We start from the raw sequence: 19235 nt of genomic DNA, 5'->3' as shown, positions 1-19235 counted from the left end.
AAGGTATTCGGCTGGTCTGTCCCGGTCCTACCTCTTATTTCTTGATAAAAATAGTAGGAATTCGAGGATACCATGACGCGCCGACTCCCGCATCGCTCAATCCGCCATGTTCTGATGGCAACCACCGTCATCGCCGGGCCCGCACTAGCACAGGACGTGATCGAACTTGACCCGATCACCGTGCTCGGGTCGAGCTATGAGACGGAAGGCACCAACAGCTACACCACCGATCTCATCTCGGTCGGCGAAAAAGCGGCGATGAGCCCGCGTGAAGTACCGCAGTCCACCACCGTTATCACCAGCAAGCAGATCAAGGATGGCGGTTACACCGCGCTCGAAGAGGCGCTGGCCGATACGCCCGGCATCATGATCCTGAACAATAACGTCGGTCGTTCCTCGATCTTCTCGCGCGGCTATGAATTCGACTATCTCTATTTCGATGGTCTGCCCGCGCCGGTCAGCTCGATCTACGGCACCCAGCCCGATCTCTCCATCGTCGACCACGTCGAAATCCTCAAGGGGCCTGCCGGTCTTTTCATCGGCACCGGCGAACCCGCAGGCTCGATCAACATGCGCCTGAAACAGGCCACCGCGACCGCCTTCCAAGGCTATGCCACGGCGTCGGTCGATTCCAACGGTCAGGCGCGGGTCGAATTCGATGTGTCCGACGCGCTGAACGCCGACGGCACCGTTCGTGGCCGTTTCGTCGCGGCCTATGGCGACGGCGACGGCTTTGTCGACGGGGTCGAGAACGGCGTTCAATCGCTCTATGGTGCGCTGGCATGGGACATCACGCCCGATACCACGCTGACCTTCTCGCTCAGCCAGATGAAACGCGACATCACGCCCTATAACGGTCTGCCCGCCTATGCGGACAATTCGCTAATCTGGACCGACGTGGAAACGACGACGGTTCTCGACTGGAACGATTTCGAGAACGAAACGCTCGATGCCGTGGTCGCGGCCGAACATCACTTTGACAATGGCGCGCGCATCAAGTTCTCGCTGCGCCATTCCCAGCAGGACGTTGATTTCCTGTATGGGTATTCCGGTTCCGCCGCAGCGGCGGATAACACGATCTCAAGCATTGCGTGGCTGGGCCGCGATTTCGATCAGGACAGCCTCGCGCTCGACCTGCATGCCGAAATCCCCTTCATGCTGGGCGGCTGGGACGGTAACGCCATCGTCGGTGCCGACTGGCAAAGGGTCGACAGCACCATGCTGCAGGCGCGCGGCAGCATCGCGGGCACATGGGATCTCGACACGTGGGATACCGGCGCCGTGCCCCGGCCGAATGCGGCCTACAGCACGCGAACCGATGCGGATTCCACGTCCAAAGGTCTCTACACGCAGGTCCGCCTGAAACCGATTGAACCGCTGACCCTGATCGGTGGCGCACGTCTAAGCTGGTACGAAGGCACATCCTCGACCACGACGCTTGCAACCGGGGCGGTTGCCTCCGACACCTTCGACGTCGACGCGCAGGTCACGCCCTTTGCAGGTGTCACCTATGATCTGAACCCGAGCACGACGCTCTACGCGAGCTATTCCGAAATCTTCATTCCCCAGTCCGAAGTCGACAGCGCCGGGGGCCTTCTCGATCCGGTCACCGGCGAGCAGTTCGAAATCGGTGTCAAGGCAACCCTTGGCTATGGTCTCGACGTCTCCGCCGCGCTCTTCGATCTGCGCGAGGTCAACCGTCCGGTGTCAGTGATCGGCACCAACTACTTTGTGGCCGAGGAAGAGGTCCGCTCGCGCGGGCTCGAACTGACACTCGCGGGCGAGGTGATGGACAACCTGCATCTTGCTGGGGGCTACACCTACACCGACACAGAATATCTGAACGGCACCAGCGCGGGTCAGGATTTCTCGACCTACACGCCCGAGCATATGTTCAAACTGGTCGGCAATTATGACGTGACCCAGGGTGCCATGGCGGGCTGGAGCTTTGGTGGACGTCTGACCCTGCTGTCCGGCTTTTCCTCGCGCGGTGTCGAGGCGCCCGGCTACGGCATCGTCGATCTGATGGCGGCCAGGGATCTGGGCAACGACGTTATGCTCCGCGTCGGTGTCGATAATGTGCTGGATCGCGACTATTACACCCGCGTCGGCAGCACGACGGTCTTCAACTTCCGGGGTGAGCCGCGCACGTTCAATCTGTCGCTGACGAAAACTTTCTGATGCGCAAACATATCGCCGCCATGGCCGCATCACTCGCAATGATGGGCCTCGCCACCGATATCTGCGCCCAGCAGATCCCGCGCGCCGAGGTTTTCGGCGCGCCTTGGCACCCCGCGCAGACAGCCGTTTTCGACATCGGCGAGGGGCTCTCTCAATTCCGGATCCTGCTCTCCATCCCCGATGCGCCGCCACCACCGGATGGCTACGGCATCATCTACGCCATCGACGCGGGCTGGACCTTTGGCACGCTCCGCGACACCGAAAGGATGCAGGCCAGTCGTTTCGCTGAATCCGCCGTGCAGCCCACCGTGATCGTCGGCATCGGTTGGCCCACGGACACGCTGATCGATTTCGACCGGCGCGGCACCGACCTCATCGGACCGGAAAAATCCGGGCCGGGCAGGGCGGCTACACTCGCCATAATCCGCGACCAGCTTATTCCACGGATCGAGGGCCGCCTCAGCATAGACCCGGATCACCGTATGATCCTTGGCCACAGCTTTGGCGGCGTCTTCGCGCTTCAGGCCCGCAATGCGCAGCCCGGATTGTTTTCCCATGTCGCGGCGGGCAGCCCCTCGATCTGGACCGATCCCGAGGCGTTGGAAAAAGCCGCAAAGGCCGATGGCGCCCCGGTCCTGATCACCGTGGGCGCGCTTGAAACGCCCGAGGCTGCGCTGGCGGCAGGCCAGCCTGCCGACCGGATCGCCCGCCTGCGCGAACGTGACATGGTCGGGCGCGCGCAGCGCATGTCCGACAAACTCAACGCGCCTTTCATGGAAATTCCCGGCGCGACCCATGGGGCATCTGTCACTGGTTTCCTCGTCCGCGCCGTCAGCTTTCTCTGGGAGACGCCAGTGAACTAGTCGCCGCTGCGCGACACCACGTGATCGCTGCCGATCCCGCCGAGCGAATGGAACAAGCCGCCCGTATTGTTGACGCCGAATTTCTTCAGCAGCTTCGCGCGGTAAACCTCGACCGTCCGGTGCGAAATATCCAGCCGCCGGGCGATTTCCTTGCTGGTCAACCCGTCCGACAGGTAGGAAATGATCTCTCGCTCACGCCGGCTCAGCGGTACATAGGGACGGGTGGCCGACAGGTCCGCAAAGCTCCAGACCGCCCGCATCAGTGGATCTTCGGGCGTAAAGGAATGCCCCCGCACGCGGCACCAGAACAGGGTGCCGCTCTTCTGGGCCATGATGCGCTCGTCCCAGTAGGTATTGTTCTCGCGCAACTGTCGAACGCCCCGGTCGCGGATGTTCACGAACTCCTCGTCGCTGGGGTAAAGCATTGCGAAAACCTGATTGCGCAACTCGTCCCGTTCATAGCCGAACATCTCGGCAAAGGCTTGATTACATTCGCGAATAACACGGTTTTCCGTAATCACCAACCCCACCGGCGCAAAGTCGAAAGCGATCCCGGCAAAGTCTCCGGATGCAAATGCCTCGTCGATACGTAGTTCCACTATATTGCTCCGGCGCGCGCCACGGGTGATCCTGCCACTCAAGGTAGCAGGTGAGAATATGGGTGCAATGCCCGTGCGCTACTGCCGAATGGGAGGATACCATGAATATCATCAAGCGACTCGTCGCAACATTTGCGGTGAGTGTTGCCGCAACCGCCGTTTACGCCGAAGATCCAATCAAGATTGCACTGATCCACGGATTGTCGGGGTCCAGCTTCGAGGCCTTCTCGAAACAGGCCCAGACCGGGTTCGAGATGGGCATCGAATACGGCACCGATGGCACCAATGAAATCAACGGGCGTCCGATCGAGCTGATCATCAAGGACACCCAGTTCAAGCCTGACGTCGCCCGCGCCGTTCTGGCCGAAGCCTATGGCGATGACGAAGTTCTGCTCGCCGTCGGGGCGACCTCTTCGGGTGTGACCGTTGGCATGCTGCCGATTGCTGAGGAATACGAAAAGATCCTGATCGTCGAACCTGCCGTTGCCGACAGCCTCACCGGGCCGGATAGCAACCGCTATGTCTTCAAGACCTCGCGTAACTCCTCGATGGATATGCAGGCGCAGGCGCTCGCCCTCCAGCCGGATGAAAACCTCGTAGTCGCCACGCTGGCCGAGGATTACGCCTTTGGCCATGACGGCATCGCCGCCTTCAAATCCGCGCTCGATGGCACCGGCGCGCAGGTCGTGGCCGAGGAATACGTCCCCCAAGGCGCCACCGATTTCACCGCCGTGGCCGAGCGCATGTTCAACGCACTCAAGGATAAAGAAGGCCGCAAGGTCATCCTGATCTACATCGCCGGTGGCGGCGACGCGCCGGGCAAGATCCAGGCTATGGACCCGTCCCGCTATGACATCGAAATCTCGATGGGCGGTCACATCCTGCCGGTTCTGCCGACCTACAAGCGTTTTCCCGGCATGGAAGGCGCGGTCTATTACTACTACGAGGCCTTCGAGAACCCGGTCAACGAATGGCTGGTGAAAGAGCATGAGGCACGTTTCGACACGCCGCCCGACTTCTTCACCGCCGGTGGCATGTCGGCCGCGCTCGCCGTGGTCAAGGCGCTGAAAGAGGCGCCCGACTATGAAACCGAGACGCTGATCGAAACCATGGAAGGCATGACCTGGGACACGCCCAAGGGTTCCATGACCTTCCGCCCCGAAGACCACCAGGCGCTGCAGGACATGCTGCACTTCAAGATCCGCGTGGATGAGGGCGTCGATTGGGCGATCCCGGAAAAGGTCCGGATCATCCCGGCTGACGAAATGGACATCCCGGTCGGTCGCGACAACAACGGCTGATCCAAGCGGCCCGGGCGCAATCCGCCCGGGCCACCCCGTACTCCGATACAAAAGAACAATCACATGAGCGATCCATCCCTCGTCACGCAGGACCTGACAATCCGGTTCGGCGGCCACGTCGCGGTCAACAGCGTCTCCTGCGCGTTTCGCCCGGGCGAACTGACCGTCATCGTCGGGCCGAACGGCGCTGGCAAGACCACCTATTTCAACCTGATCTCCGGCCAGCTTGCCGCGACATCGGGCAAGGTCATCAAGGATGGCACCGACATCACCGCACTCTCGCCCTCGGCTCGCGCACGCCACGGGATCGGCCGTGCCTTTCAGCTGACCAACCTGTTCCCGCAACTGAGCGTGTTTGAAAATATCCGCCTCGCGGTTCAGGCGCATTCCGGCGAGGGCTGGCGCATGCTGCGCCCGGTCAGCCATTTTCGCGCCCTCAGCGAAAAGGCCGAGCACTACCTCGAGGCGACCCGCCTGACCAAGCTCGCCCACCAGACCGCCGCCAACCTGCCACATGGCGACCAGCGCAAGCTCGAGGTCGCACTGCTCATGGCGATGGAGCCCGATATCTATATGTTCGACGAACCCACCGCAGGCATGTCGCTCGACCACGCGCCTGACGTGCTCGACCTGATCGCCGGCATCAAGGCCGACAAGACCAAGACGGTTCTGCTGGTCGAACACAAGATGGACGTGGTGCGCGCGCTCGCCGACCGCATCATCGTTCTCCATAACGGAGAGCTGCTCGCCGATGGCGCTCCGCAAGAGGTCATGTCGAGCCAGATCGTCCGCGATGTCTATCTCGGCACATCCGAGGGCGTCGCATGAGCCTGTTGACCCTCGACCATATGAAGACCGATATCGGTCAATACGCTGTGCTGCATGACGTCAGCCTTACAGTGCCAGAGGGCGGCGTTTTCGTTCTGCTGGGCCGCAACGGCGCGGGCAAAACGACCACGCTGCGCTCCATCATGGGGCTTTGGAACGCCTCGCCCGGTTCGGTCAAATTTCGCGGACAAGACATAACACAGCTCCATACGGCGGAAATCGCAAAGCTCGGCATCGCCTATGTGCCCGAGAACATGGGCATCTTCGGCACGCTCACCGTGGATGAAAATCTCGTCCTCGCCGCCGACAAGGGCCGGATCGACCCGGTGCGGCTCAAGCGGATCCACGAACTTTTCCCCGCGCTCGAACGCTTCCGCGACAAAAAGGCGTGGTCGCTGTCGGGCGGACAGAAACAGATGCTCTCGGTCGCTCGTGCCATCATGGAACCTCGCGAGCTGATCCTGATCGACGAGCCGACCAAGGGTCTTGCACCGGCGATCGTCGATTCAATGGGCGAGGCGTTTCGCGAAATCGGGCAGGACAGCACCATTCTGCTGGTCGAACAGAACTTCAACTTTGCCCGCAAGCTGGGCCGCGACATGGCCGTCATCGACGATGGCCGCGTCGTGCACCAAGGCAGCATGGAAGCCTTCGCAGCAGATACCGGTCTTCAGGACCGGCTGCTCGGACTGGCCATGTGAGGGAAAGAGTCAAATGGACAGAATATCGGAAATCTTGGGGCGCATGGGCGGGGTGAACCTGTTGCCCGTCGCGCTCGCGGCAGTGGCCTTCATCCTGATCGGCGCGCCCTCATCATGGGCCACGCTGACCGTCGCCGGGCTGGCGATGGGCATGATGGTCTTCCTCATGGCCTCGGGTCTCAGCCTTGTCTTCGGCCTGATGGACGTACTGAACTTCGGCCACTCGGCGTTCGTGAGCTTTGGCGCTTTCATCGCCGCCACCGTCCTCGCGGGCCTCAGCACATGGCTCGCCGCCGACAGCGTCGCGCTCAACAGCGCCGCGCTTGTCATGGCCTTTCTTGCCGCGATCCTCTTTGGCCTCGTCGCGGGCTGGTTCTTTGAAACCGTGATCATCCGACCCGTCTACAAGGACCACCTGCGCCAGATCCTGATCACCATGGGTGCGATGATCGTCGCCGAACAGACCATCCTCGCTTTCTGGGGAGGCACGCCCTTTACTGTGCTGCGTCCGCATTTCCTCGAAGGCTCCTGGATTATCGGCGATGTCAGCATCGAAATCTATCGCGGTTTTGCCTTCCTGCTGGGCCTCGCGGTCTTCGTTGGGCTGTACCTCGTGATGAACCGCACCCGCATCGGTCTCCTTGTCCGTGCCGGGGTGGAAAACCGCGAAATGGTCGAGGCGCTCGGCTTTCGGGTTGACCGTCTGTTTATCGCCGTCTTCATGCTCGGCTCGGGACTTGCTGCACTCGGCGGCGCGATGTGGGCGGGGTACGAGACCCTGATCACCCCCGCGCTCGGCTCCGAGCTGATGATCATCGTCTTCATCGTTGTCATCATCGGCGGCCTCGGCTCCATCGAGGGCACGCTGCTCGGCGCGATCCTTGTCGGTCTCATGTCGAACTACTTGGGCTTTCTCGCGCCCAAGATGGCGCTGGCCTCGAACATGATCCTGATGGTGGCGATCCTGCTCTGGCGGCCCAACGGCCTGAAACCGGCCGTGTGAGGGAGCGAATGATGAACCAGACCCAGACCACCGGCGCCCTTACGATCAAGCTGATCGTCCTCGCCATCGGCGCGCTTCTGCTCTTCGCGCCTTTCCTGTTTCAGGACGTGCGCTCCCTCGAAGTCGCCGCGCGCATCTGCATCTTCATCGTGCTGGTCGCGAGCTATGACCTGCTGATCGGCTATACCGGCATCGTCAGCTTTGCCCATACCATGTTCTTCGGCTTCGGGGCTTACGGCGCGGCGATCCTGCTCAAGGGCATGGGCCCGGGCTGGATCCCTGTCATCCTTGGCGCGCTGGCCGGGGTAGGCGTGTCGCTTGTCTTTGCCATCGCCATCGGCTTGCTCAGCCTGCGGGTCAAGGCGATCTTCTTCGCGATGATTACCCTTGCGGCGGCCTCGGTCGTGCTGGTTCTGGTCTCGCAGATGTCCGGCCTCACGGGTGGCGAGGACGGCATCACCTACAAGGCACCCGACCTCTTCAAACCGGCGACCAAGCTGCTGACCGATGACGAAGGCAAGGTCGTTCGCCTCTGGGATGTCCGGTTGAATGGCAAGCTCGCGGCCTATTACTTCGTATTCGCGACCTCGCTGATCCTGTTCCTGCTGATGCTGCGATTTACCACTTCGCCGCTCGGCACCGTGCTCAAGGCCATTCGTGAGAATGAGCAGCGCGCCGAGGCCATCGGCTATCGTGTCGTCGCCTATCGCACCTTCGTTTTCTGCCTCTCGGCCACCATGGCCTCGCTGGCGGGCACAATCTATGCGGTCTGGCTCAAGTACACCGGCCCCGACACGGCCCTGTCCTTCGCGATCATGATCGACATCCTGCTGATGGTGGTGATCGGCGGCATGGGCACCATGTGGGGCGCGGTCATCGGCGCGGTGCTGCTGGTGCTGGCGCAATATTACCTGCGCGACCTGATGGGCGCGGCCTCCGAGGCGATGGCCGGCATTCCCGTCCTGCCGAACCTGCTCGCCGCCGACCGCTGGCTGTTCTGGCTTGGGATCATCTTTATCCTGCTGGTCTATTTCTTTCCCAAGGGCATCGCGGGCACGGCAATGGACAAGGGCGCGGCCAAGTGATCCTGCCCCGGTTTACTCTTGTCCCGGTGATGGATCATGAAATCCACGTGACCGAATGGGGCGATCCATCCCATCCGGCGCTCGTCATGTGGCATGGTCTGGCCCGCACGGGCCGCGATTTCGACGAACTCGCCAGCGCCCTGTCTGATCGCTACTTCGTGCTCTGCCCTGATACAATCGGACGCGGGCTCTCAAGCTGGGCCAGCGACCCCGAGGCGGAATATTCCGTCGAATTCTACGCCGGGATCGCCGCCGACCTTCTGGATCACTACGGTATCCAGCGCACCGCCTGGCTTGGCACCTCGCTTGGCGGCATGATCGGGATGCGGCTTGCCTCCGGGCCCCATGCCGAGCGTCTGACCTGCCTGATCCTGAACGACATCGGCCCCGAAGTCCCCTCCGAGGCGATCCAGCGCATCACCACCTATGTCGGCGACCCGCCGGTGTTCAAATGGCTCAGCGAGGCCGAGACATGGCTGCGCGCGATCTATCGCCCCTTTGGCCCCGCCGGTGATGGCTTCTGGAGCCGCATGGCCCGCAATTCCGTGCGCCGTCGCGGCGACGGCCGGCTGACCCTGCATTACGACCCGGAGATCATCGTGCAGTTCACCGCCTCACGCGACGAACTCACAAGCTGGGACCGCTACGACCGGATCAGCACACCCTGCCACCTGTTCCGCGGACGCGACTCCGACATCCTGCCCACCGATATCGCGCACCGGATGCTGGATCGCGGCCCGGCACCGGCGCTGACGGAATTCGACTGCGGCCACGCGCCAAATCTCTCGACCCCTTACGACATTGCCATGGTGCGCCGGGTTCTTGCCGATCTCGCGTAGCGCGGTCTAAACCGCCACCACGATCTGTGACACCAGCTCGGCGGTGTTGTGCACGTTGAATTTCTTCATCAGCTTGGCGCGATGCACTTCGACCGTCCGGTGTGAAATGCCCAGTCGCTCGCCGATCTGTTTCGAGGTCATGCCGCTCCCAATCAGCGGTGCGATCTCCTTTTCCCGCGCCGTCAACCTTACCGAGCGATAGGGTTTTCCCTCGATCTTCTCGAAACTCCAGATCATCAGCTCATAGGGATCGTCCGGCGTCAGGGTCATCCCCTTGGCCCGCGCCCAGAAAACCTCGCCCCCGTTGGCCTGCATGAACCGTTCATCCTCGTAATAGCGGTTCTTGCCACCCCGCATGACCTCTTCGCACTGATCGCCGATCCGCATGAAGTCAGCGGTCGAGGGGTACAACTTTTGCACCGACCGTCCGATCAGATCGTCCCGCTCAAACCCGAAAAGGCCGGAAAGCGCGCGGTTGATCGTTACAATCCTACGATACCGCGTCATCAGCAGCGCCACTGGCGATTCCTCGAATGCCAGCGCCGCCGCCTTGGCCGGGGTAGAGGTGTCGAACATATGCGCATAAACCTACGTAGTGATACGTAGGTATCTACGTAGTTTCACGGATATTGCAATCGCTACCGCCATGCGATGATCCGCGCAGGAGGATTCACCATGGAAGATATCTCGATCATTGGCTCCGGCCATACCAAGTTCGGCCGTCTCGACGCGAGCCTCGAACAGATGATCACCGATGTCGTCAAGGAGGCTGTCGAGGAATCCGGCATCGCGCCCGAAGACATCGACGCCGTCTATCTGGGCCATTTCAACTCCGGTCTCGTGCCCGACGGCTTCGCTTCGTCGCTGATCTTTCAGGCCTATCCGGAACTGCGCTTCAAACCGGCGATGCGCGCGGAAAACGCCTGCGCCTCCGGCTCTGCTGCGATCCACGCTGGCATCAACGCCATTCAGGCGGGCAAGGCAAAAACCGTGCTGATCGTGGGTGCCGAAAAGATGACCCACCGCAGCACTGCCGACGTGACCACCGCGCTTGCCGGGGCAGGCTACCAGAACGACCCGCAGGAAGCCGGCCTCAGCTTTCCGCAGGTCTTCGGCATCGCGGCCAAGGGATATACCGAAAGCTACGGCAGCCCGCTCGACGCGATGGCCAAGATCTCGGTCAAGAACCACGCCAACGCGATGCAGAACCCGCTGGCTCAGATGCAAAAGGAATTCACCTTTGAAGAGGCAAGCCAGGTCACCAACAAGAACCCGGAAATCGCGCCGCCCCTGCGCCTGACAGATTGCTCGCTCGTCACCGACGGGGCCGCCGCGATCATCCTCACGACCGAAGAAAACGCCGCCAATTTCCCCAAGGCGGTTCGTTTCCGCGCCGCCGAGCATGTCAGCGATTTCCTCCCCATGTCGCGCCGCGATTTTCTCTCCTTCGAGGGACCGGAGCGCGCCTTTAACCGTGCCTATGAAAAGGCGGGCGTCACGGTGAAAGACATCGACTTTGCCGAGGTACACGACTGTTTCACAATCGCCGAACTTCTGACCTACGAGGCCATGGGTCTCGCTGACAAGGGGCAGGGGCAGCGTGCGCTCGACGAGGGCACCGTCTACCGCGACGGGGCGCTGCCGGTGAACCTCTCGGGCGGTCTTAAGGCCAAGGGTCATCCCGTGGGCGCCACCGGCGTTTCCATGCACGCGATCTCTTTCCGTCAGCTGACGGGGCAGGCGGGCGAGATGCAGAAACCGGGCGCGAATATCGGCGCGGTCTTCAACATGGGCGGGGCCGCCGTGGCCAACTATGTCTCGATCCTCGAGACGCAAAAGGCCTGAGCCCCGTGAACATCGCGACCTGGCTATACCAGACCGCGCGTGTCCGGCCGGACGCTCCGGCGATCCGGCTGGGCAACGATCTTTGCGCCACCTATGGCGATTTCGCCCGGTCCGCCGCCCGTATCGGCGCCTTCCTTCGCGACCATCACGGGATCGGTCCGGGCGACCGCATCGCGATCTTCGCCCGGAACGCGCCGGAATATCTCGAACTTCTCTACGGGGTGCTCTGGATCGGCGCGACCGTTGTGCCGGTCAATCACAAGCTGCACCCGAAAGAGGCCGCCTGGATCATCGCCAACGCCGAGGCCCGCATCGTTTTCACGGAGAGCAGCACGGTCTTTTCGTCCGACACGAACTTGCCTACGAACACGCGCGAACTCTCTACCAGTTCGGTGCCGCCCAATGAACCAGGCGCACCCGTTAACCCGCCCGCAAGCGTCAACGACGATGACACCGCGTGGCTCTTCTACACCTCGGGCACCACAGGGCGTCCAAAGGGGGTGATGATCACTCATCGCAACCTGCGCGTCATGGCCATGACCTACCCGCTGGACGTGGACCAGATATTTCCCACCGATCACCCGCTCTATGCCGCGCCGATGTCGCACGGGGCGGGGCTCTATAATTTCCACTACGTCCGGATCGGCGCCTGCCACGTCATCCCGCCCTCGCAGGGCTTTGACCCGGCTGAGATAGCTTCGCTCGCCAAGTCCCTCGGAAACCTCGTCTTTTTCGCGGCGCCCACGATGATCAAACGCCTGATCGCCCACGCGCAGCAAACCGATTGCGACGGCGACGGCATCCGCACGATCATCTACGGCGGCGGGCCCATGTACCTCGCCGATATCGACCATGCGCTCGACGTGTTCGGGCCGAGGTTCGCGCAGATCTACGGGCAGGGCGAATGCCCGATGACGATCACCGCGATGAACCGCGCCCTTGTCGCCGACACCACCCATCCCGACGCCGCGCAGCACCGCGCCTCGGTCGGACTGGCGCAGGCATGTGTCGAGATCCGCATCGCCGATGAAGACCTGAACGTTCTGCCCACCGGCGAGGTTGGCGAAGTCCTCGTGCGTGGCGATACCGTCATGGCGGGCTATTGGCGTAATCCCGAGGCAACCTCTGCCACCCTCGTCGACGGTTGGCTGCGCACCGGCGATCTCGGGCGGCTTGATGGCGACGGTTTCCTAACGCTCACCGACCGCAGCAAGGATGTGATCATCTCGGGCGGCACCAATATCTACCCGCGTGAGGTTGAAGAAGCGCTGCTAACCCACAAGGATGTCTATGAAATTGCAGTGATCGGCGCGCCCCACGCCGACTGGGGCGAAGAGGTCGTGGCCTTTGTCGTGCCCCGCGAGGGCACCAAACCAGATGCCGAAGCCCTGACCGATTGGTGCAAGACACAGATCGCGTCCTTCAAGAAACCATCCCGCTATGTTTTCGTGCCTGACCTGCCCAAGAACAGCTACGGCAAAATCCTGAAAACCCAACTGCGCGCGCAACTGAGCGAACAGTCCTGACCTGTCTCAGCCCTGCTGCTCAAGGTGCGACATGACGTGGTGAAACTTCTCGCCCTGAACCGCCACATGGTCGCGCAGCAGCTCTGCGGCGCGTTCGGGCGCCCCGGCTGAAATCGCCTCGACAATGGATTCGTGCTCATCCATCGACTGCTGCAACCGCCCGCGCAGGAACAATTGCATGCGGCGGTAGGGTTTCAGCCGCCGGTGCAGGCGCGACGCTTCCTGTTCTAAGAACCGGTTGCCCGACAGGGCATAGATCAGGTGATGGAACACGCCGTTCTTGAGGTAATATCGGTCGATATCCCCCGCATCGCAGGCCGCATGGCATTCCGCGTTCACCTCGCGCAGCTCTTCGATCGCGGCTTCCGTGGCCCGTTTCGCTGCAAGTCGCCCACAGACGGCTTCCAGCTCGGCCATGACTTCGAACATCTCGAGGATTTCCACCGGCGAGCTGATTCGCACGAAAACCCCACGTCGCGGCTGCTGCACCACCAGACCGGATTGCGCCAGCCGGTGAAAGGCTTCGCGGATCGGGGTGCGCGATACCTTGTGCTCTTCCGCAAGGCTGGCCTCGTCCAGCCGGGCGCCCGGCGAAAAGCGCCCGGTGAGGATCTGATCCTCCAGTATCTGTGCGATCTGGTCCGACCGGCTGCGCGGTTCGGCGGGCTCGATATCCAATGTCATGCTTCTTGTATACGAAAAGGTTGACAAGGTACGCAATAGCCTGCCTCATTAGCGGATCGGGTGCCAGGAGGAGAACGGCGCCCTGGGAGGAGATAACATGACCAGACGTTTTCTTGCGGCGAGCACCCTCGCCGTCATTGCCGCAATGGGCGCTGCCACCGGAGCCTTTGCGGAGAAATTGAAACTTTCGCATCAGTGGTCCGAAGGCGATGTCCGCCACAAGGTCGCGCAGATGGTGGCCGATGATGTGGCCGCCGCCGGTGTCGATCTGGAAATCCAGATTTTTCCGAACCAGACCCTGTTCAAGGCACGCGAGCAATATACACCGCTCAGCCGGGGCCAGCTCGACATGACGATTTTCCCGCTATCCTATGCGGGCGGCCAGCAACCGGCCTATAACCTCACCCTGATGCCCGGACTCGTGAAGAACCACGAACATGGCGCGCGTCTCTCGGCTTCTCCCTTCATGGAGCAGATCGAAGAAATCATGGCCGGCGATGACGTGAAAACGCTGGTGCACGGTTATCTGGCGGGGGGCTTTGGCTCCAATAAGGGCTGCATCACAAAACCCGCCGATGTGCAGGGCGTGACGATCCGCGCGGCGGGCAAATCGTTTGAGGAAATGCTTGCAGGGGCAGGGGCCTCGATCAGCTCGATGGCCTCGTCCGAGGTCTATTCCGCGCTTCAGACAGGCGTGCTTGACGCGGCCAACACTTCGTCCGAAAGCTTCCTCAGCTATCGTCTTTACGAGCAGCTGCAATGCTACACCCCGGCGGGCGATACCGCGCTCTGGTTCATGTACCAGCCGCTGCTGATCAACAAGACCACCTTTGACAACCTCTCCGCCGAACAGCAGACCGCGCTGACCGAAGCCTCGGCCAAGGCGGAAACCTGGTATCTCGAACAGGCCAAGGAAGGCGACGCGATCACCACCAAGGCCTTTGCCGATGCCGGTGTCGAAATCGCCGAGATGACCTCCGAGGATTTCGACGCATGGCGTGAACTGGCCAAGGAAACCTCGTACCCGTCCTTTGCAGGCTCGGTCGAAGGCGGTCAGGACCTGCTCGACATGGCGCTGTCCGTCGAATGACCAAGTCGCCTGCCGCCAATGTGCGCGCGGGCACGGAAACCGGTGCGCGGGATGGGCGCACCGGTGACCAGCCGCCGCCGGCCCTGCGCGCCATCGCCGCGCTTTCCACCTTTTTCGGCGTGCTCGCCGCCCTGATGATCCTCGCCTCGGTGCTGATCACCTGCCACATGATCTTCATGCGCGGAGTCATGGGCGTGTCGACGATCTGGCAGACCGAAGCGGTGATCTACCTGATGATCGGCGCCACCCTGCTGGGTCTGCCCTATGTCCAGAAGCTGCGCGGCCACGTGGGCGTCGACCTGCTGCCACAGATGCTGCCACCGCTGGGCCGCCGCATCCTAGCGGTGATCGTGATGCTGGCCACCATCGCCATGACGGGCGCAATGCTCTGGTATGGCTGGGAAATGTTCCACCTCGCATGGGCGCGCGGCTGGAAATCTGAATCGGTCTGGGCCTTCCCGCTCTGGATCACCTACCTGTCGGTTCCGCTCGGTTTTGGGCTCTATCTGCTGCAATTGCTGGCCGATCTCTGGTTCGCTGCCTTCGGCGCGCCACAGGCCCTCCCGGAACCTCATCCTGAACGGAGCCCCGACTGATGGAGCCTCTGACTCTCGGTCTTCTGGTGGCACTGGCCACCGTCATCGTCCTGTTTTCCGGCGTTTCAGTCGCAATTGGCCTGCTGATCGTCGCCACGTTGTTCCTGTGGATCTTCGACGGCCCGCGTTCGCTCACCGCGCTGCCGGAACTGTTTTACGCCGAACTCAACAGCTTTGCGCTGCTCTCGATTCCGATGTTCATCATCATGGGGGCGGCCATCGCCTCGACCCGTGCGGGCCCGGACCTCTACGAGGCGCTGGAGCGTTGGCTCACCAAGGTGCCCGGTGGTCTTGTCGTGTCGAACCTCGGCGCCTGCGCGCTGTTCGCCGCCATGTCCGGATCAAGCCCGGCCACCTGCGCCGCCATCGGCAAGATGGGCATCCCCGAGATGCGCCGCCGCGGCTATCCGCCCGAGGTCGCCGCCGGGTCCATCGCAGCGGGCGGCACGCTCGGCATCCTGATCCCGCCCTCGGTCACCATGATCGTCTACGGCATCGCCACCGAAACCTCGATCGGGCGGCTGTTCCTTGCAGGCGTCCTGCCGGGGCTGCTGCTGACGCTGCTCTTTATCCTCTGGGCGATCTTCGACACCTGGCGGCGCGGCGCGGCCAGCGCGGCGCTTGCCTCGGCCAGCTACACATGGCGTCAGCGGATCGAAATCCTGCCCCGCGTTCTGCCCTTCCTCGCGATCATCGCCGGCGTGCTCTACGCGCTCTACGGCGGCATCGCGACACCCTCGGAAACCGCCGCCGTCGGCGCGCTGCTCTGCATCTTTGCGGCGATCGTGATCTACCGGATGTTCAATGGGCGCGATCTCTGGATCGTCCTGCGCGACAGTACCCGCGAAAGCGTCATGATCCTGTTCATCATCGGCGCGGCGGGTGTGTTCAGCTTCATGCTGTCCTCGCTGTTCGTCACCCAGTCGGTGGCCCAGTGGATCGCGGCGCTCGAGGTCAATCGCTGGGTGCTGATGGGGGTCATTAACCTCTTCCTGCTGGTCGCCGGGTTTTTCCTGCCGCCGGTGGCCGTGATCCTGATGTCGGCCCCGATTCTGCTGCCGATCATCACCTCGGCCGGGTTCGACCCCTACTGGTTCGCGGTGATCGTGACGATCAACATGGAAATCGGGCTGATCACGCCGCCGGTCGGGCTCAATCTTTACGTCATCAACGGCATCGCCCCCGATATTTCGCTCAAACAGGTGCTCTGGGGGTCCATGCCCTTCGTCGGCTGCATGATCCTTGCTATCGTATTGATGTGTCTTTTCCCGGGTCTGGCCACCTGGCTGCCCGAAGCCGTCATGGGGGTAGCGCTGTGAGCCTTTTTTCCGATGTCCTGACTAGCGTGTTTTCCCGCAATACGAGGCGGCAGCTTCTTTCCAAAAACGACAGCCGCAGCACCGAGGCGTTGATCGCCGACCTCCTCTCGGGACATGGCGAGATATCGGGCATGACCACGGCGGCGCAGATCCTCGACCGCTACGGCGCGCTGGATGATGACGGCAAGCTGACCTTCTTCGACCATATCTCGGGCGCGCTCGGGGTCGACATTCCCCGCTTGCGCGCCGCGCTCGATGCCTTCGAATCCGAGCCGGATGCCAAAACCTACGGCGAATTCCTCAGATCGGCTGAGCCGACCCGTCAGGAACTGGCGCGCCGTCTCAACCGCGTGCCCGGGGCGACCACGCAGCTTGTCGAAATGCGCAGCGATCTCTTGCGGCTGATCCCGCGCAATGACCCCCGGGCCCGTATCGATCTGGATTTCCAGCATCTTTTCGCCTCGTGGTTCAACCGTGGTTTCCTTGTCCTGCGCCGGATCAACTGGGAAAGCCCGGCCCATATCCTTGAAAAAATCATCGAATACGAAGCCGTCCACGCGATCCATTCTTGGCAGGACCTGCGCCGACGCGTCGAACCCTCGGACCGGCGCTGTTTCGCGTTCTTCCACCCTGCCATGCCGGATGAGCCGCTGATCTTTGTCGAGGTCGCGCTGACCAAGGGCATCCCCGGTTCGGTCCAGCGCCTGCTGGCCGAGGACCGCGACGCGCTCGCCGCGGAAGAGGCCGACACTGCCGTGTTCTACTCGATATCCAATTGCCAGTCGGGCCTTGCCGGGATTTCCTTTGGCAACTCGTTGATCAAACAGGTGGCCGAGGATCTGGCGGCGGAACTGCCCAATATCACCACCTTTGTCACGCTCTCGCCGATCCCGACACTCAGCCGCTGGATGAAGGAGGAAGGCATCGACGCCGACAAGCTCGACGAGAGCGAATTGCAGGCGCTGGCCGCGCGTTTCCTGTTGACCGCCAAGCGACCCGATGGCATGCCCTATGACCCGGTGGCCCGGTTCCACCTTGGCAACGGGGCCTATGTCCATGCCGTCCATGCCGGGGCGGATACATCGGAAAAGGGGATGTCGGAAAGCCGGGGCGCCATGGTCAATTACCGCTACGAGGCCGAAAGCTTCGCCGAGAATCACGAACGTTTCGCCGCGCATAAGGAAGTCGTGGCAAGCAAGTCGGTCCGCGCGTTGGTCAAGACGGCCGCAGCGGCCTGAAGGGAGATAAGAGAATTGCCAAACCCATTATTCGACCGGCTCTTCGCCCCTCTGCAAGGGCGCGGGACGGCCTTCCTGACACTGGCCGACGGCCAGCAGATTTCGGGTGATGCCTTTCTGAAAATGGCCGCAAAACAGGCCAATGCGCTTGTGGGCGCAGGTCTGAAACCCGGCGATCGTCTTGCGGTTCAGGTTGAAAAGTCGCCCGAGGCGCTTGCGCTCTACGGGGCCTGCGTCATGGCCGGGGTCGTGTTTCTGCCGCTCAACACCGGCTACAAGGCGGACGAACTCGCCTATTTCATCTCCGACAGCGAAGCCGGCGCGGTGATCTGCGACCCCGCCGATCAGGCCGAGGTTCAGGGCATCGCCGGTGGCGTGCCGGTGCTGACGCTCGACGCCAAGGGTCAGGGCAGCCTGACCGATGCGGCCGCCACCCAAGCCGACAGTTTCGATCCTGTGGATCGCGCCGATGACGACCTAGCCGCGCTGCTTTACACCTCGGGCACCACGGGACGCTCCAAGGGCGCGATGCTCAGCCAGGACAACCTTCTTTCCAACGCGCTGATCCTGACGCAGGAATGGCGCTTTACGGCGGATGACGTGCTGCTGCACGCGCTGCCCATCTTTCATACCCACGGGCTTTTCGTAGCCTCGAACGTGATGCTGGCCGCGCAGGGCTCGATGATCTTCCTGCCGAAATTCGATCTCGATACGGTGCTGAAATTCCTGCCGCAGTCGACCTCGCTGATGGGCGTGCCGACCTTCTACACGCGGCTGCTCGGCGACGACCGGTTCGACCGCGATCTCTGCAAGGGCATGCGGCTCTTCACCTCCGGCTCGGCACCGCTTCTCGCGGAAACCCACCGCGCCTTCGAGGCCCGCACCGGTCACCGCATCCTCGAACGCTACGGGATGACGGAAACCAACATGAACACTTCGAACCCCTATGACGGCGACCGCCGCGCGGGGACGGTGGGCTTTCCGCTGCCGGGGGTCGAACTCAAGATCACCGACCCCGAAACCGGTGAAACACTGCCCGACGGCGAGGCCGGTATCATCGAGGTGCGCGGTCCCAACGTGTTTCAGGGTTACTGGCAGATGCCGGAAAAAACCGCCGCCGAACTGCGCGAGGATGGCTTCTTCATTACCGGCGATATCGGTCAGCTTGACGATGACGGCTATGTCCAAATCGTCGGTCGTGCCAAGGATCTGATTATCTCCGGCGGCTACAACATCTACCCGAAAGAGGTTGAACTGATCCTCGACGAACAGCCGGGCGTGCTGGAATCCGCCGTCATCGGCGTGCCGCATCCGGATTTCGGCGAAGGCGTCGTCGCCGTCCTCGTCGCGCAGCCGGGTGAAACGCCGGACGCGAATGCGATCCGCGCCGATCTGGGGGACCGTCTGGCCAAGTTCAAGCAGCCCAAGGTGATCGAACTGGTCGACGAATTGCCGCGTAACACGATGGGCAAGGTGCAAAAGAACCTGCTCCGCGACCGTTTCGCCGGGGCGTTCAAAGCCGGTTAGCCTTCAGGCC

General features: G+C 62.2%; 18 protein-coding genes. 15 read left to right on the top strand and 3 right to left on the bottom strand.

What is annotated here, in order from left to right; translation table 11 throughout:
* The first annotated feature begins 72 nt into the window (after nucleotides 1–72).
* Nucleotides 73–2181, top strand: coding sequence for a TonB-dependent siderophore receptor (locus tag MF268_RS14110; RefSeq protein WP_238371501.1), 2109 nt, complete (start codon nucleotides 73–75; stop codon nucleotides 2179–2181).
* Nucleotides 2181–3044 (top strand): alpha/beta hydrolase, encoded by an 864-nt coding sequence (locus MF268_RS14105; RefSeq protein WP_238371500.1) that lies wholly within the window; start codon nucleotides 2181–2183, stop codon nucleotides 3042–3044. The genes MF268_RS14110 and MF268_RS14105 overlap by 1 nt, the downstream gene beginning before the upstream one ends.
* Here the strand turns inward: MF268_RS14105 and MF268_RS14100 are convergent.
* Entirely contained in the window at nucleotides 3041–3643 is a 603-nt protein-coding gene (locus MF268_RS14100; RefSeq protein ID WP_238371499.1) for a LuxR C-terminal-related transcriptional regulator, read from the bottom strand. The two genes, MF268_RS14105 and MF268_RS14100, sit on opposite strands and share 4 nt — an antisense overlap.
* 101 nt (nucleotides 3644–3744) lie before the next feature.
* Here MF268_RS14100 and MF268_RS14095 point away from each other — a divergent pair, with 101 nt between their 5' ends.
* From MF268_RS14095 to MF268_RS14070, 6 genes are all read left to right on the top strand, one after another.
* The gene (locus tag MF268_RS14095; protein ID WP_238371498.1) at nucleotides 3745–4944 is read left to right on the top strand and encodes a substrate-binding domain-containing protein; all 1200 of its coding nucleotides are present in this window, start codon (nucleotides 3745–3747) and stop codon (nucleotides 4942–4944) included.
* Nucleotides 4945–5007: 63 nt separating this feature from the next.
* Complete coding sequence (locus MF268_RS14090; RefSeq protein ID WP_238371497.1) at nucleotides 5008–5772, top strand: ABC transporter ATP-binding protein; 765 nt, start codon at nucleotides 5008–5010, stop codon at nucleotides 5770–5772.
* Nucleotides 5769–6473, top strand: coding sequence for an ABC transporter ATP-binding protein (locus tag MF268_RS14085; RefSeq protein WP_238371496.1), 705 nt, complete (start codon nucleotides 5769–5771; stop codon nucleotides 6471–6473). Before MF268_RS14090 ends, MF268_RS14085 begins: the two co-directional genes overlap by 4 nt.
* A 13-nt stretch (nucleotides 6474–6486) precedes the next feature.
* Nucleotides 6487–7476 carry a branched-chain amino acid ABC transporter permease gene (locus tag MF268_RS14080; RefSeq protein WP_238371495.1) on the top strand — a complete coding sequence of 330 codons (990 nt, stop codon included), beginning with the start codon at nucleotides 6487–6489 and terminating at the stop codon, nucleotides 7474–7476.
* A gap of 11 nt (nucleotides 7477–7487) precedes the next feature.
* On the top strand, nucleotides 7488–8561 hold the full coding sequence (locus tag MF268_RS14075) for a branched-chain amino acid ABC transporter permease (RefSeq protein ID WP_238371494.1): 1074 nt from the start codon (nucleotides 7488–7490) through the stop codon (nucleotides 8559–8561).
* Nucleotides 8558–9400, top strand: coding sequence for an alpha/beta fold hydrolase (locus MF268_RS14070; RefSeq protein WP_238371493.1), 843 nt, complete (start codon nucleotides 8558–8560; stop codon nucleotides 9398–9400). Before MF268_RS14075 ends, MF268_RS14070 begins: the two co-directional genes overlap by 4 nt.
* A 6-nt stretch (nucleotides 9401–9406) precedes the next feature.
* On the opposite strand, the gene MF268_RS14065 is transcribed toward MF268_RS14070, so the two are convergent.
* Nucleotides 9407–9976, bottom strand: a complete 570-nt coding sequence (locus tag MF268_RS14065) for a PAS and helix-turn-helix domain-containing protein (protein WP_238371492.1) — start codon at nucleotides 9974–9976, stop codon at nucleotides 9407–9409.
* Between the two features lie 99 nt (nucleotides 9977–10075).
* On the opposite strand from MF268_RS14065, the gene MF268_RS14060 reads away from it, so the two are divergent.
* Nucleotides 10076–11245: an acetyl-CoA acetyltransferase gene (locus MF268_RS14060; protein ID WP_238371491.1), complete on the top strand. Its 1170-nt coding sequence runs from the start codon at nucleotides 10076–10078 to the stop codon at nucleotides 11243–11245.
* A gap of 5 nt (nucleotides 11246–11250) precedes the next feature.
* Nucleotides 11251–12771, top strand: coding sequence for a class I adenylate-forming enzyme family protein (locus MF268_RS14055; protein WP_238371490.1), 1521 nt, complete (start codon nucleotides 11251–11253; stop codon nucleotides 12769–12771).
* A 6-nt stretch (nucleotides 12772–12777) separates the two neighbouring features.
* Here MF268_RS14055 and MF268_RS14050 read toward each other — a convergent pair whose 3' ends face one another.
* A complete protein-coding gene (locus MF268_RS14050; protein WP_238371489.1) occupies nucleotides 12778–13455 on the bottom strand; it encodes a GntR family transcriptional regulator in 678 nt (225 codons plus the stop codon).
* A 97-nt stretch (nucleotides 13456–13552) separates the two neighbouring features.
* Between MF268_RS14050 and dctP the strand changes: the two genes are divergently transcribed.
* Genes dctP through MF268_RS14025 form a run of 5 tightly spaced genes read left to right on the top strand, consistent with a single transcriptional unit; the run spans nucleotide 13553 to nucleotide 19225 of the window.
* The gene (gene dctP / locus MF268_RS14045; RefSeq protein ID WP_238371488.1) at nucleotides 13553–14545 is read left to right on the top strand and encodes a TRAP transporter substrate-binding protein DctP; all 993 of its coding nucleotides are present in this window, start codon (nucleotides 13553–13555) and stop codon (nucleotides 14543–14545) included.
* Nucleotides 14542–15141 carry a TRAP transporter small permease gene (locus MF268_RS14040; RefSeq protein WP_238371487.1) on the top strand — a complete coding sequence of 200 codons (600 nt, stop codon included), beginning with the start codon at nucleotides 14542–14544 and terminating at the stop codon, nucleotides 15139–15141. The genes dctP and MF268_RS14040 overlap by 4 nt, the downstream gene beginning before the upstream one ends.
* Nucleotides 15141–16460 carry a TRAP transporter large permease gene (locus MF268_RS14035; protein ID WP_238371486.1) on the top strand — a complete coding sequence of 440 codons (1320 nt, stop codon included), beginning with the start codon at nucleotides 15141–15143 and terminating at the stop codon, nucleotides 16458–16460. Before MF268_RS14040 ends, MF268_RS14035 begins: the two co-directional genes overlap by 1 nt.
* Nucleotides 16457–17698, top strand: a complete 1242-nt coding sequence (locus tag MF268_RS14030; RefSeq protein WP_238371485.1) for a malonyl-CoA decarboxylase domain-containing protein — start codon at nucleotides 16457–16459, stop codon at nucleotides 17696–17698. The genes MF268_RS14035 and MF268_RS14030 overlap by 4 nt, the downstream gene beginning before the upstream one ends.
* A 15-nt stretch (nucleotides 17699–17713) precedes the next feature.
* Nucleotides 17714–19225: a malonate--CoA ligase gene (locus MF268_RS14025; RefSeq protein WP_238371484.1), complete on the top strand. Its 1512-nt coding sequence runs from the start codon at nucleotides 17714–17716 to the stop codon at nucleotides 19223–19225.
* Nucleotides 19226–19235: the final 10 nt, after the last annotated feature.

The sequence above is a fragment of the Heliomarina baculiformis genome (assembly GCF_019966545.1).
Lineage (GTDB): Bacteria > Pseudomonadota > Alphaproteobacteria > Rhodobacterales > Rhodobacteraceae > Heliomarina > Heliomarina baculiformis.
The sequence above is the reverse complement of the archived record's forward strand: the minus strand, read 5'-3'. Positions and strand labels throughout refer to the sequence as shown.

Coding starts and splice junctions, on each gene's coding strand:
- MF268_RS14110 (WP_238371501.1), top strand. CDS start 73: ATGACGCGCCGACTCCCGCATCGCTCAATCCGCCATGTTCTGATGGCA.
- MF268_RS14105 (WP_238371500.1), top strand. CDS start 2,181: ATGCGCAAACATATCGCCGCCATGGCCGCATCACTCGCAATGATGGGC.
- MF268_RS14095 (WP_238371498.1), top strand. CDS start 3,745: ATGAATATCATCAAGCGACTCGTCGCAACATTTGCGGTGAGTGTTGCC.
- MF268_RS14090 (WP_238371497.1), top strand. CDS start 5,008: ATGAGCGATCCATCCCTCGTCACGCAGGACCTGACAATCCGGTTCGGC.
- MF268_RS14085 (WP_238371496.1), top strand. CDS start 5,769: ATGAGCCTGTTGACCCTCGACCATATGAAGACCGATATCGGTCAATAC.
- MF268_RS14080 (WP_238371495.1), top strand. CDS start 6,487: ATGGACAGAATATCGGAAATCTTGGGGCGCATGGGCGGGGTGAACCTG.
- MF268_RS14075 (WP_238371494.1), top strand. CDS start 7,488: ATGAACCAGACCCAGACCACCGGCGCCCTTACGATCAAGCTGATCGTC.
- MF268_RS14065 (WP_238371492.1), bottom strand. CDS start 9,976: ATGTTCGACACCTCTACCCCGGCCAAGGCGGCGGCGCTGGCATTCGAG.
- MF268_RS14060 (WP_238371491.1), top strand. CDS start 10,076: ATGGAAGATATCTCGATCATTGGCTCCGGCCATACCAAGTTCGGCCGT.
- MF268_RS14050 (WP_238371489.1), bottom strand. CDS start 13,455: ATGACATTGGATATCGAGCCCGCCGAACCGCGCAGCCGGTCGGACCAG.
- dctP (WP_238371488.1), top strand. CDS start 13,553: ATGACCAGACGTTTTCTTGCGGCGAGCACCCTCGCCGTCATTGCCGCA.
- MF268_RS14040 (WP_238371487.1), top strand. CDS start 14,542: ATGACCAAGTCGCCTGCCGCCAATGTGCGCGCGGGCACGGAAACCGGT.
- MF268_RS14035 (WP_238371486.1), top strand. CDS start 15,141: ATGGAGCCTCTGACTCTCGGTCTTCTGGTGGCACTGGCCACCGTCATC.